General features: G+C 42.6%; 5 protein-coding genes and 3 pseudogenes. 2 read left to right on the plus strand and 6 right to left on the minus strand.

Annotated elements, in window-relative coordinates:
• Nucleotides 1–17 precede the first annotated feature (17 nt).
• Nucleotides 18–1,345, plus strand: a pseudogene (locus tag DXA05_RS03350) (MATE family efflux transporter).
• 54 nt (nt 1,346–1,399) lie between these two features.
• Nucleotides 1,400–2,109: pseudogene (pyrH, locus tag DXA05_RS03355) on the plus strand (UMP kinase).
• 172 nt (nt 2,110–2,281) lie between these two features.
• Here the strand turns inward: pyrH and DXA05_RS03360 are convergent.
• From DXA05_RS03360 to DXA05_RS03385, 6 genes and pseudogenes are all read right to left on the minus strand, one after another.
• Nucleotides 2,282–3,835, minus strand: coding sequence for a hypothetical protein (locus DXA05_RS03360; protein WP_008025077.1), 1,554 nt, complete (start codon nt 3,833–3,835; stop codon nt 2,282–2,284).
• 10 nt (nt 3,836–3,845) lie between these two features.
• The gene (locus DXA05_RS03365) at nt 3,846–5,258 is read right to left on the minus strand and encodes an agarase (RefSeq protein ID WP_118407625.1); all 1,413 of its coding nucleotides are present in this window, start codon (nt 5,256–5,258) and stop codon (nt 3,846–3,848) included.
• Between the two features lie 3 nt (nt 5,259–5,261).
• A pseudogene (locus DXA05_RS28290) lies at nt 5,262–7,924 on the minus strand (glycoside hydrolase family 2 TIM barrel-domain containing protein).
• 11 nt (nt 7,925–7,935) lie between these two features.
• The gene (locus tag DXA05_RS03375; RefSeq protein WP_128858788.1) at nt 7,936–10,050 is read right to left on the minus strand and encodes a BACON domain-containing carbohydrate-binding protein; all 2,115 of its coding nucleotides are present in this window, start codon (nt 10,048–10,050) and stop codon (nt 7,936–7,938) included.
• A gap of 25 nt (nt 10,051–10,075) precedes the next feature.
• Nucleotides 10,076–11,689: a RagB/SusD family nutrient uptake outer membrane protein gene (locus tag DXA05_RS03380; protein WP_015531347.1), complete on the minus strand. Its 1,614-nt coding sequence runs from the start codon at nt 11,687–11,689 to the stop codon at nt 10,076–10,078.
• Nucleotides 11,690–11,703: 14 nt separating this feature from the next.
• Entirely contained in the window at nt 11,704–14,763 is a 3,060-nt protein-coding gene (locus DXA05_RS03385; RefSeq protein ID WP_128858789.1) for a TonB-dependent receptor, read from the minus strand.
• Between the last annotated feature and the right edge of the window lie 48 nt (nt 14,764–14,811).

Genomic DNA, 14,811 nt, shown 5'->3' on the forward strand with positions numbered 1-14,811 from the left:
AAAAGTGTTTTTATACAATGACAGATAAAAAAAAATCCTCCGTAAACAGACGAATATTACAGATAGCCATCCCATCGATTATATCGAATATTACCGTTCCGCTACTGGGACTTATCGATGTCACGATCGTAGGACATCTCGGTTCTCCGGCGTACATTGGAGCCATTGCAGTAGGGGGAATGTTATTCAACATTATCTACTGGATTTTTGGATTCCTACGCATGGGAACAAGCGGAATGACTTCACAAGCGTACGGTCAACATGATTTAAACGAAATCACCCGGTTACTGCTACGTTCTGTTGGAGTAGGATTATTTATAGCACTTTGCCTGTTGATACTCCAATACCCTATTCTGAAACTGGCATTTACACTGATACAAACCACACCGGAGGTCAAGCAATTGGCAACAACCTATTTCTATATCTGTATCTGGGGAGCCCAGCCACATTAGGGCTTTATGGATTCGCCGGCTGGTTTATCGGGATGCAGAATTCACGTTTTCCCATGCATATCGCTATTACTCAAAATATTGTCAACATTGTAGCCAGTCTATGTTTTGTCTACTTATTGGACATGAAAGTGGCAGGAGTGGCAACAGGGACTTTAATTGCCCAATATGCAGGTTTCTTCATGGCTATTCTGCTATACATGCGTTACTATAGTGCGCTTAAAAAACGAATCGTATGGAAAGAAATCATACAGAAACAAGCCATGTACCGTTTCTTTCAAGTCAACCGGGACATATTCTTCCGCACCCTCTGCCTTGTTATAGTCACTATGTTTTTTACCTCTGCAGGAGCCGCCCAAGGAGAAATCGTATTAGCCGTGAACACCTTGCTCATGCAATTATTTACCTTGTTTTCGTACATTATGGACGGATTCGCTTATGCCGGTGAAGCACTGGCCGGCCGTTACATTGGTGCCAAAAACCAAACAGGCTTACGTAACACAGTACATCACCTTTTCTATTGGGGGTTCGGTCTTTCACTGGTATTCACAATTCTCTATGCAGCTGGCGGAAAAGAATTCCTAGGATTACTAACCAATGACACTTCAGTAATCAGCGCTTCAGACACTTATTTTTACTGGGCACTCATTATTCCGTTAGCCGGTTTCTCCGCTTTCTTATGGGATGGCATTTTCATCGGTGCCACTGCTACCCGACAAATGCTTTACTCCATGTTAGTTGCCTCTGCCAGCTTCTTTGGAGTCTATTACGCTTTCCATCCCCTTTTAGGAAATCATGCCCTGTGGCTGGCTTTTCTCGTTTATCTTTCATTGCGGGGAATTATACAAACCCCTTTGGGAAGACAAATAATGAAAAAAGTAATCGTATCCCGGTGAGGCTATCCGATAAATTATCTCTATATTTGCGGCAAACAATAAAAAGCAAAAGGTATGGCAAAGTATAAAAGAATCTTACTAAAGCTTAGTGGAGAGAGCTTAATGGGCGAAAAGCAATATGGCATTGATGAAAAAAGACTGGCAGAATATGCTGAACAAATCAAAGAAATCCACGAACAAGGGGTACAGATCGGTATCGTTATCGGAGGAGGCAATATATTTCGCGGACTAAGCGGAGCCAATAAAGGTTTCGACCGCGTGAAAGGAGACCAAATGGGAATGTTGGCTACTGTAATCAACAGTCTCGCTCTAAGTTCTGCTCTTGTGGCTACCGGTGTAAAGGCACGTGTGTTGACAGCAGTCCGGATGGACCTATCGGTGAATTCTACAGTAAATGGAAAGCTATCGAATGTATGGAGAACGGCGAAGTAGTCATTATGTCCGCTGGAACGGGAAATCCTTTCTTTACTACTGACACCGGTTCTTCACTTAGAGGCATAGAAATCGAAGCAGACGTTATGCTGAAAGGTACTCGTGTAGATGGTATTTACACAGCTGACCCCGAGAAAGATCCTACCGCTACCAAATTCGACGATATTACATACGATGAAGTACTGAAACGTGGTTTGAAAGTCATGGATTTGACAGCGACTTGTATGTGTAAAGAAAACAATCTGCCAATCGTCGTATTTGATATGGACACAGTAGGCAACTTAAAGAAGGTTATCAGTGGAGAAGAGATAGGTACGTTAGTACATAACTAATTTTTCACTACCGATATTCATTTGTCTATCAGATGATACTCTGATCTGATAAGACATTGATTATTCATTAAAAAATAAGAAGTGCGAATTTTGCAGTATAGCTTTAACCAAAACTAATCCTGTAAAATTCGCACTTTGTTTTTCCTCTCAAATATTATATAGAAACAAACACCTATTTATCAAAATACTGAATCAAATCATACGCATTAAAATTCAATTCGCGGGCAAAGAAAGATAGATAAGGAAAGAGTTGATAAGAATTATCATAAAGACCTTTATTAGCAGGTTTCGACGAATTGTCCGTACCATCATCATCCTGGTATTTGAACCAATGCCAGCCAACACAATTCTTAGCTTCAAGCAATCCTAATGTAAAATGCTGATAAGCATAAGCTCTCTCGTTTTGTGTAGGAACAGAATATCCGGCTCCCGACTGGTTATTCAGATCAGAGTCCTCCACCCCTTTCGTATAAAACTCACTTACAAGAAACGGTTTGTCCGCCCAATTAGCCCAATCAGCAATCGCTGTTGTCAGTTCAGGACTCCAACGACTATAATAGTTGATAGAAATAACATCACAATATTTTCCGGCAGCTCTCACTACTCCTTCCATATATTTAGGAGTTCCATGTAATCTTGTTCCCAGATAAAGCAACTTATCATCTACTTTCTTCACTGCCTCTTTCACTGCTTTATAATATTTCTCTGCTACAATCCCGGCAAACTCATTATTCAAGTCATCCGTCACACTTTGCATACCTTTAGAATCCATAAAAGCTTTCGCCGCAACATAAGCCGGATCACTTGAGTTACTGATAGCCAGAAAACGATCTAAAATCCGGGAACTGTTTGAAGAGAAGTTTATCTCATTATCCGAAAAGAAACCTAACACATTAGGATCACGCAAATAATCTGCGAAAGCACTACCTGCCAAATATGATTCACACCATTCACTCCATCCATTATAAAACACAAGACCTGCTGCGTTATCATCGCTTCCTCCAGGGTAATTATAAGACTTCGCACTCTTGAACTGACTTAAAAAAGCAAATGAAGGCGCCAAAGTTAACGGACTGCTCGGATTGGAAGCATTATGAGTCTGAATCAGTGAATAAGTTCCTGTACAGAAGGCACCTGTACCGTGAAAGCCGATCTCACTCAATTCACGTTGAGTAGTAGATAACCATTTCTCATCAGTTCCAAACCTGCTATTCCAGGCCGTTTTATTACGACTGGAAGTTCCCTTACGCAAAGAAGTCGCACTACGTTCCAGATGCAGACAACCTTCCGGATCAACCAACCACCAACGTCCGTCTATTTTCTTCGTATAAAATCTTCCCGTAGCCGCCTGTTTCGGAAGCGTAGTCGAACTTCCGTATTTATTAACCGACTCCTGATACGCTTTCAACGTTTTAATAGCCGGCTTATACCCGTCCATATACGCAATAATACGTGTATTCTCTGTTTTCCAACTAGATATAGGCGGATAAGCACTGGAATACTTAACATTGATAGGGCGATACATATTGGCATTTAATGACGGAGTATACATCACAGAAGCTCCGGGAGCAGGCAAATCTTCCGGATATTCCGATTCTACATCTCCCCCTCCCATCACTATGTCAGGAGGCATAAAATTAGGATCTTTATCATCATCATCCGTACAAGACACCATAGGAATAGAACTTATAAACAGAAAAGTTCCCAATATAAATAGTTTTTTCATGGTATGTATTTTATTTATTATTAGTTGATTGTTGATCGAACCAGTCAGCCAAACGATAAGCGTTGATATTCAATTCTTTCATAGCATCAGCCAACGGTTTATAAAGATTGTATTCATTATCTACCAGCCCTTTGTTAGAGTCCAGATTCGAAGGATCTACCCCTTTTGCTGTCGGATCATTATCCTGATAACGGAACCAATGCCATCCGACACAATTCCCACTTTCCAATAATCCCAAAACAAAATGCTGGTAGGCATATCCACGTTCCTGCTGGGTTTGAACGGTGAAACCTGCCCCTGTTGTGTTTGCCAGCCCTGAATCCATTCCTTTCGTATAAAATTCCGTGATGATGAAAGGTTTTTGAGCCCATTCGCCCCAATGCTTCATGGTCTTCTCACTCGGTGTCCATGCACCATAGTAGTTAATAGCAACGACATCACAATACCTGCCTGCCGCTTCCACAATCTGGCGGATAAACTTAGGTTTTCCATGTAGACGACTACCTAAATAAAGGTGATTGGGATCATATTTCCGAATCGCTTCCGACACCACTTTATAGTATCGTTCCGCTACTACCCCCGCAAACTCTTCCCGATGTTCGTCCGTAATTTGCTGCAAAGTAATACCCTGCTGTTTCAACCAGGATTCTGCATACAATCTTCCCGGATCATTGGGATTCTTCAAAGTCAGATACCCCTCCAGATTCTTCGGCCCGAACGGCAGTTCATTATCCGAAAAATAGCCGATGATATTTTTATCCGTTTTATTTGCGACCAGTTTTTGTGCCATCTCATCGCAATAGGTTTCGAACTCCGGGTCAAAAACAAAAATACACTGATTAGGATATCCCGTATTACCAGGTAACTGATAAGTTCCTCCTCGTTTCTTCCCATATCCACTCATCAGGTTCAGAATGATTGAGCGAGTCAGTACCTCCTTATGAGAGGCATTGTAAGAGGCAATAGCTTCCTCATTACTCCAGGAGCCGGCCCCGGAAAAGCCCAGCGAATGAATCATCCGTGCCGTTCCTTCGATCCATTTTTCTTCCGTACCGAATTTGTCCAGCATTGCTTGTTTATTGCGTTCGGAAGTACCTAAACGTACTCCTACCACCACTTTCTGCAAATGCCGATACCCATCGGGATCAATCATCCACCATCGATCTCCGGTACGTTCTACCCTGAAAAATCCTGTAGCCCGATGCCTGGGAGCATCCAAATCACTTCCATACTTATTCACACGTACTTTACCAGTAGGTTTGAACCCATCCAATTGAGCAATAGTACGAGTATCATACTCTTTCCAAGGCAGATTTTTCTGTCCTTTCACCCACGGACGGGCAGTGACCTTAAATGTGCTTCCCTGCGCATAACCAAACTGGGATAACAGCAGTAAAAACAATATAACTATACTATTTTTCATCATCTAATATTCTTTTACGATTCGTATTGCATTTAAAATAGGCACAGATTCCACCGCTCCAAAACGAACGACAAGCCCCTTTCCTTGTGAAACCGGAACAATATATTTCTTAATAACCGCACGTTCGGAACCGTATTCTTCTGCAATATTCATTTGTTTGGCAACAGATACTCCATTTATATCCACAGAAAATACCCGGTTAATATAGTCCTCCCTCACTACATCATTTCCTAAATTATACACCAAAGCCTCTCTTTTATTTTCAGAAGTAAGTTCTGTCCAATACAAATATACAGCATAAACACCATCCGGTACATCTGCCTTAAAAGCTTCAATGCCTACTCGCTGTGTCTGGAAGACAGGATCCTGATCCGTCCCCAGTATATCTGTATCGCTGGCCGGCAAAGAACCGTAACGAGTTTTGTTCGGAGCCACTTCCCCACCAATATATCCCCATGAACCTTCTGCATAAGCCTGTTCGGGTATCCAGCACATCTCTGCTATCCGGTCCTCAAAATAGCGTCGAGCACCCAGTAGTACATTGATTTCCGTAAAGCCATTCTTCACATTGACACATTTAAAATCACAAACATACTGGTCACGATATTCACGTCCCTCCTTTTCAATCACAGCATCCACCACATTCTTTCCGTTTACAAAAGGAATGTCCACGGAAACCACCTTATCTGCTACCGGATATACTCCCAAACTTTTTCCATTCAAAAAGACCTCCACCTTATCCGCGTTAGTATAAACTTTCAAGAGTTGTGTACAACTCTTTCCATCCCGACTGGCTCCTGCCCTATTCTTCCAAGATTTAGAAGCAATATGCAGAACAGGTAACTCTTTCAGATAAGCCTGATAAAGATAATATCCGTCCTTACGTTCTCTATCCGTACTTACCAACCCTTTATTGTTCACGTGAGGCATGGCATTTCTTCTGGCTTCGGAATAAAAATCATTCAAATTCCAGACCATAGCCCCCACGATATAATCCCTCTTTAGAATTTCAGGCAAATAATGTTCATGATAGACAGAGCCAAACTCACAACTAAAATCAAACCGCACAGGCGAAAAAGAATGAATACGAGTATCTACATCCGCCCCATATTCGGTAATAAGCAACGGTTTATGAGGAAACTCCTTGTGAAGTTCTTCCAGTTTCTCTTCAAATCCGTCCAAATTACCACCATACCATCCATTATAAAGATTAAATCCCAATAACATCGGCAATCAGTAATCCCTGCTTCCTGATAGATTTGGGAAGCAGAATGACAAGGCAACATGGTATAGCGTTCCGAGTCCAGACTTCTGATCTGCGCCTCAACAGCCGAAGCTATTTGATGAAGAGACTTCATATATTCCGCCCGTTCTTTCTTGTTGTCAGGATTAAAGGGAGGACGCAAAAGCACTTCATTCATGTAAGCCCAAATGATGACAGACGGATAATTATAGTTCTGATAAACCATTTCCGTAGCCTGTTCCACACAGTTGTCCATAAACGCCCTACTTTGAGTAATGGCATTTACAATCGGAATTTCAACCGAAGTCAACAGCCCCAACTTATCACACATCTGCATCACAACCGGATCTTGCGGATAATGAGCCACTCGCAGGAAATTACTTCCCATATCCTTACTCAACTGTATATCCCGGATATGCATTTCATCCCGCAAGGCATTCCCCATTCCTTTGTAATCCTGATGCCGGCTGGTACCAATCAATTTCCGATATTTCCCGTTCAGGAAAAAACCTTTCTCCGCATCAAAATGATATTCACGGATTCCCAGCGGATTAACAACGCAATCGAGAACTTCTCCCTTTTTATTCTTCAAACGGCTATACACCTTATATAAATAAGGAGAATCAACATCCCACCGTTTGGGTTGCGCAATAGTCATCAACGCTTCAAAGGCTACATTCTTCTCTCCTGCCTTCACATTCACTTTCTTTGCGGAAAGTGCCACTCTATTACCGTCTGCATCCAAAATCTCCGTTTCAAGAATCAATGCCTGATTACTTTTCAAAGCATTGGACAAGAATGTTTTTGCACACACTTCCGCTTGAGCGTCTGTTATTCCAACAGTTTTGAGATATACTCCACTGGAAGCATAATGGGTGGTAGACAGTTGCACGGGCGAAGTATACACCAGATAAACATCCCGATAAAGTCCGCCGAAGAAAGTAAAGTCTGCCGAAAGAGGAGCAATATCCGGATTATAAGAGTTGTCAACACTCACTGCTACCAGATTGCGTCCGGTATGAACATAGTCAGTCACATCAAACGTAAAAGCAGAATAACCACCTTTATGATTCCCTACCAACTTTCCATTCACAAATACATTTGTCTCCTGATTGGCCCCTTCAAAACAAAGATAAACTCTTTGACCGACAATCAGTTCCTCCACTGTCACGGCTTTCCTGTACCAGCCTTTTCCCCGGAAATAACCGGGGATTTCATCTTCTGCATCTTTTGCATTCCAAGTATGAGGAATGGAAACGTCAGTCCAACCGGACACATCAAAGTCAGCAGCGAACGCTTCTCCCTCAAAGAGGGAGAACTTCCAGCCATCGTTGATCGTTTGCGTCACACGCTGACCGCAGACCGTGCCGGCAACAATCAATAACAAGCAGGCTAAGATTATTTTTCTATATACCTTATACATACCTAATACCATTATTTCGAGATTGAACGAACTGCACGAATATATCTTAAAGAACTCTTTTTAGAGGTTGCACTGCTCCAAGATATAGGCTTTCCAAAACGTACATAAAATCCATTCACACCATTCGAAGCCTCACGACAAGCCCAATATGTATCTCCTGTAGAAGATGACGCAGCCTCATTCATAATAGTTCCTCCCGCATTGCTGACAACCCGATCCCATGCTGCACGATTGGCTTTTTCAAAATCAGTAATCGCATTCGGATTATCATTTGTTGCATTTGCTACAGTGGTCCCATTATATGTTTCAAACATTTGTTCCAAGTCTTTTCTCCCCGACCAATACCAACCTGTCCCCTTGTCCATACAGAACTTAATGGCAGGCATTTCCGATGCATTTGGTAATGCAGCCAACGCCATAGTATTAGTATATCCATCATCTCCGGATAAATCCACTCCGGTAGAAGCCGGAGTGCCTGCTGTAGACCATGCCAAATTCTCTCTGTCCAACGACATAATCTTAGCCTTACCACGATTAGTTCCATCTACCCAGAACACAATGCCTCCTTTTAACGAACCATTATCCGCAATTACCTGTCCCACCGCAAACTCGGAACTTAAAAGTCCTCTCTGTGTAATCGTAACCTCTTGTTTAGGTGCATTCGCTCCGCTTCCGGCTGTTACCGTAGCAGTCGTTACCCGGTTAGAACTATTCAGATTGGGAGATAATGTCCAAAAATAAAGAGTTTTATTTGTTACATCAACATACGCTTTCACCCAAGATTCATCAGTGATATTTATTGCAAATTCCGTCTCATCAGAAATCATTGTGATTACCTCTGATTTTGCTACCGCATCAGGCGTAATAGTCACCGTATTGGTACTCAATTCGAGGGAAGCGTCTCCCTCGGCAGCTACATTTTGATTCACCGTTACCTCCACTGCTTTTGCGGCTGCGCCAGTACCGGCTGTTATTGTAGCAATTGTCGTACGAATATTACCAGTGGTATTTTTTGATTTTGCCTTGAACGTAACTGTTGTGCCTGAAATAGTATATGAAAGCCAGGAATCATCTGCCAACACTACGCTGAATACACTCTTATTGGATGTCAACGTAACATTTGCTTCCGCTTCGTTAGCACCTTCCAATGTCACAGGATTGGGAGCCACCGTCAGAGTTGCCGGCTCTTCAGGATAAGTATAATCACCAACTGTGCGCATACATCTCACAAAACGGTTGGTAGCTGTTTTATTTCCTGCATCAGCACCAGACTTTCCGAAACGTACCCAATAAGCCTTATCCCCTGCTGCATTTTCCGTACTCGACCAATAGCTTTCCCCATTGCCCGAACCGGCAGCCTCGTTTATCACATCACCCTGTAAATCGGTCAACATCTTATCAAATGCCGCACGTGCCGCTTTCTCTACTTCCGTCAACTTATCAGGTACAACCGAAGCAAAATCCGGATCAGCATGTCCAATACCGTTGTAAACATCAAACAACTCCCATAACTCATCACGTGCAGGCAGATACCATCCCTCACCCAACGACTGACAGTATGCCACTGCATCATTTGCAGCAGGAGCAGTAAACAAAGCCGTGTTGGCATATCCATTCACTGTAGAAAGCGCATTATGAGACATCACAGAAGCCTCAAAAGGATTTCCTCCCTGACGTTTTACAGATACAGCTTTTCCTACCATCTTGTCCGAAGGATCCACCCAGAAAATCATACCGATACCATCATCTACACTTTGTCCTACCTTCAAAGAAAGGTCCGGTTCTTTGGAATCCTGTGTAACCGTCACTTCCACTGTATATGAACCGCAAGTCAGTTTCACGACAGTACTCCTTGCATCCTCACCGTCATTCTGCGTCAAGGCAGTGTATATTACACTTTTAGCGTTTACATCTACAGAAAGCCACTCCGCTTGATATTGAGCAACAACCTGACCGACATTAGTATATAATAGCGATGTGACGGAAGAACCCGCCGCTTTTGCCAGGTTTACTTTTGTATCTTTACAATTAAATTCAGGCATCACACGTACCGACGCATCATCGACACAGGAAAGCAGCCCCAGATTTAAAATCAATAACAGATATATTATTTTTTTCATACTCATTCATGTTTTACAGATAATCAATCGCTTAATACCAATTCTCATTCTGCGGAAAATTCTCTTTCCCCATCAAGTCAATCTGCTCCTGTGGGATAGGCCAACATTCGTGCTTTCCAACTACAAAACTGGTACGACATTCCGCATAATCTTTATCTAAATAAGGATTTTCAGCTTTTGTCTCGCCATAATGCGCTTTCACCCTTTCACCCAAAAGCCCCAAACGTTTCAATAAAGGCCAGCGGACTCCCTCGAAGTTCAGTTCACGGGCATATTCATCCAAAAGAATATCTTGCGTTAGAGGTCCCGCAAATTTATCATTCCCGGCACGTTCCCATGTTTTATTGTAACAGCGCAGAGCATCCGTGCTCATTCCTCCGTCACGGCGCATATACGCTTCTGCCGCCATTAAGTAAGTTTCAGCCAGTCGATAGACAATCAAATCCTTGAATCCCGTTGTCCGGTCCGGATTATCGGCCATAGTCCACTGATCAAAGTATTTTTTCGACATGAAATGCAACGTCTCACAATAACTGGAACTTTTCGCAAGGGGAATCAATTCGCCATATTTAGGAGAAGTAGGATCATTGTATTTGAAACGGTGTACAAACAATTCATTGTATCGTGTATCTTTAGCCTGATCATACAAACTCAATAAATAGGTATTCGGATAAATACGTCCCCAACCATATCCACCCTGATCGGCCGTATTGATACAACCTGCAATTTTATTGATTCGGGTAGTAGTCTGAATAGAGATACGATGTCCGGCAACCGGAGTTCCGGAACCTCCTCCACCCAAGTTTTGTGAATATTGGAAACTCCACAACACTTCCGGGGATTTCAAATCTGCGCTATTAAATACATTCTCGGCTTTCTTTTCCATCGAGTAGATGCCCTCCTGTTTAAAGATGTCTTCACATTCCTCAATGGCTGTATCCCAATCCGATTCCCACATGGCAACCTGTGCACGGACATGTTTGGCAGTCGCTTTCGTTACCCGTCCATACAATACATTTCCGTTATTTTGAGGAAGCGACCAGTCCAGACCTTTCATTGCATCGTCCAAATCAGTCGTCATCAGTGTCATCAGTTCTTCATGAGAAGCCGGTTTATACTCCCGTTTCAGATTATCGACAGTGGTTGGAGTGACGTTCAGATAAAGGCGGTCAAAGCGTTTCCAAAGTTCAAAATAGCTCCGTCCTCTGAAGAATTTCGCTTCACTCCATGCGTGCAATACATCGCTATCATCCAGTCCCAAGGCTTCTGCCGCTACAATAATTTCATTTGCTTTTCCGATAATCCCATAGTGATGTTTCCAGAACTTATTGACATCTCCAGTACTTGGAGTAAAACTTGTATTCAAACGTCCGATTGAGGTAGAAACACCTGCTCTAAGTATGGCAATATCCGTATTAAAGTCACACATGGTAACGATGTACAGATTAGATTCGTTATTATCCGCTCCACCCGGCAATTCACGTGCCAGGGAATACAATCCTGTAACGGCAGTATTCAACCCTTCGGGAGTAGTGAACAGATAATTATTCGTCACGTCTGTTTTTGATTCCAGATTTAATAAATCCGAGCAGGAAGCGGTCAACATTCCGCAAATGACAAAGGCTGTATATATTAACTTTTTCATAAGGATTCTTTATTTTAGAATGAAACATTGACACCAAACACATATTGTCTGGACTCCGGATAAGACCCTGGAGTCAGTTCGGGACTATAAGATTTAAACTCCGTAAATGTCAGCAAGTTAGTAGCTGTTGCATACAATCGTAATTTATGAATCGGAGTATTCTTCAATAGTCGGGTGGGGAAAGTATATCCCAGTTGTAAGGTGCGTAAACGGATATAAGAAGCATCCTGAATGGCAATGGCACTCAAATATGCAGGGTCCGCACTATAAGAAGGACGTGGGAATTTGTTCGAAGGATTGAACGGAGTCCAATAATCCACCTTCACCCCATTCAATTTTCCACGTAAAGAACCACCGGAATTATACTCGTACAAATAACCGTTCTTAATCTTTCTGCCGGAAACTCCATACCAGTCCATGAACAGGTCAAATCCTTTCCAGTTCCATGTAGAAGAAAGAGAGAGTGTAAACTTCGGATCTTTACGGATAGGTACCCTGTCATCAGCTGTAATCTTTCCATCCCCGTTGTTATCACGCACCTTGACCATTCCCGGTTCAATAGCGCCACCGTAATTAATCGGACTGTCGGCCACACCGTCATTATCACTATCATAGGTGTTTTTCAGTGTATAGACCAGATTTCCCGTACCATCACGAGTGATATCAAAATCATCATACTGAAAAATTCCATCTATCAGATAATCATAGTATACATTGATCGGTTCTCCGATAATCCACCCCTGGGCTACCTGACTTGCCGGTTTCCCGTTCTCATCGAGAGTATCGTCAATACGGACAATTTCATTCTTATACATGCTGAAATTAGTTCCGAGTGTCCAGGTAAACTCCTTTGTACGTACCACGTCACCATTTAAAGAAAGATCGATACCACTGGATTTCGTCTTTCCCAGATTATCTAGCATGGTAGTATATCCGAGTGACGCATTCAGGGAACGTTTCACCAACAAATCCTTCGTATGAGTATTATAATACTCAACCGTACCATTCAGACGCCCATTGAAGAAACTAAAATCAACACCAAAGTTAGCTGTTGCAGACTGTTCCCATTTCAGGTTTGGATTAGACAGTTCCTTGCCCGGCAAATATCCCATTTGAAAAACATTTCCAAACTCATATCCTTTATTATCAGCCAGTCCCAAAGTAGTGTAATTGCCGATACCGTTCTGATTACCAACAATACCATAACTGACACGTAATTTCAGGTTATCAATCCACGACACATCTTTCAGGAAATTCTCCTGATTGACACGCCAGGCAAAAGCAGCTGACGGGAATGTACCCCATTTATTTTCTTTTCCGAAACGGCTGGAACCGTCGCGACGAACAGCCACATTCAATAGATAACGGTCTAAAAGCGAATACTGTGCACGAGCCATGAACGACACCAGATTATTTTCATTAAACTGACGACGGGGCTTGCCTGTAAACTCACCTTGAGAAATGAAATTCCAATCTTTATCTACCGGAAGATTCTCTACTGAATAGCCGATAGACTTCGAGCCATTATGGTCGACAGACTGCACACCGGTCAACGTCAACTGATGTTTCTTATTGCGGATAGGCACTTTATAAGTCACAATATTCTCAACCAGCCAGTTCTGCGTGCGTGATTCGTCGAGCACAGCTGTTCCTCCGCCTCCCGGATATTGGGAATCTTTATAGGAACCGTCTTCAGATGTCTGATTATAAACGGAAGTATTCAGACGATAATTGAATCCCTTGAAAGGCTTCACATCCATAAAAAAGTTCAGGCGGTAATTATCACGAGAAACTTCACGTCCGTAATGTTGAGCACGGTACAAAGGATTATAATTTCCTTCCGAGTTGATATACTTTGTATATTTACCATCCACATCATATATTTCCGCCAATGGGGAACTGGTAATAAAATCATTAAAGTTACCATCCTCACGATCCTGTTTAGTCATCGCATAAGAAGAATTGATGCCAAAACTAATCCACTTTGATATTTCAAAGTCCAGATTCAACCTTAAAGAAAACTTCTGGTATCCCGATCCGGTAACCACCATTCCCTGTTGGTCAAAATAGTTGGCACCTGCCGATACTTTGATTTTCTCTGTTCCTCCACGTACACTGACATCATGATTATGGTAAATTGCATTTCTGAACATTTCTTTTTCCCAGTCGATAAACTTTCCGCTGGCCCATACCCGCTGCATAACCTCGTCTTCCAATGCCTCGGCTATCGAAATCTCACGTGCATCAACAATTCCCTTATCATGTGCCTTCGCTTCACGGCGAAGCTGCATATACTCTTCGGGAGAATAGAAATCAAAATTCCTCCAGAGAGACTGGATACCCAGATAACCATTATAACTGACTTCCACCTTTCCGGCTTTACCGCGCTTGGTAGTTACCAATACCACACCGTCACTGGCACGTGCCCCATAAATAGCCTGCGACGCAGCATCCTTCAGAATTTCAACCGACTCAATATCGTCCGCACTCAACGTGCTAAACTCCGTTGCACTAGAAGGAGAACCATTTATGATATATAAAGGAGCATTGTCCGCACTGATAGAACGGGAACCGCGAATAGTGATCGAAGGAGTCGATCCCGGACGTCCGGAACTACTCGTTACATTCACACCTGCGGCACGTCCACGCAGCATATCAGCCACATTGCCGGCAGGAAAGGTTTTCATTTCATCCGCTTTGACCGAGGCTACCGAAGTTGCCACGTCACTTTTACGCTGAACGCCATAGCCGACAACGACTAATTCATCGAGCATTTTCGACTCTTCTACCATATCCACATTCAGTACCGTTTTCGTACCGACACGTATCTTCTGTTCCTTATATCCTATACAAGAGAAAACAAGGGTAGATTTTGCAGATACGCTGATTGAATATTTTCCATTTACATCCGTCACTGTACCGTTAGTAGTCCCCTCCTCCATAATATTAGCTCCGGGGATTGGTCCAAGTGCGTCTGTCACAACTCCAGAAACTCTGACGTTTTGAGCACTAACCTCTAAAGAGATAAGAAAGGCTGTCAGGAACACAGCCCATTTAATTACGATGTTTTTCATACTATGTAATAATTTGAATGATTACAGTGCAAAAATCCAAATAATTAG

It is taken from the genome of Bacteroides sp. AM54-2NS, assembly GCF_003602935.1.
GTDB classification, from domain to species: Bacteria; Bacteroidota; Bacteroidia; order Bacteroidales; family Bacteroidaceae; genus Bacteroides; species Bacteroides xylanisolvens.

Bases quoted from the DNA above. Each gene is read 5' to 3' on its own strand.
- DXA05_RS03360 (WP_008025077.1), bottom strand. From the start codon at position 3,835: ATGAAAAAACTATTTATATTGGGAACTTTTCTGTTTATAAGTTCTATT.
- DXA05_RS03365 (WP_118407625.1), bottom strand. From the start codon at position 5,258: ATGAAAAATAGTATAGTTATATTGTTTTTACTGCTGTTATCCCAGTTT.
- DXA05_RS03375 (WP_128858788.1), bottom strand. From the start codon at position 10,050: ATGAGTATGAAAAAAATAATATATCTGTTATTGATTTTAAATCTGGGG.
- DXA05_RS03380 (WP_015531347.1), bottom strand. From the start codon at position 11,689: ATGAAAAAGTTAATATATACAGCCTTTGTCATTTGCGGAATGTTGACC.
- DXA05_RS03385 (WP_128858789.1), bottom strand. From the start codon at position 14,763: ATGAAAAACATCGTAATTAAATGGGCTGTGTTCCTGACAGCCTTTCTT.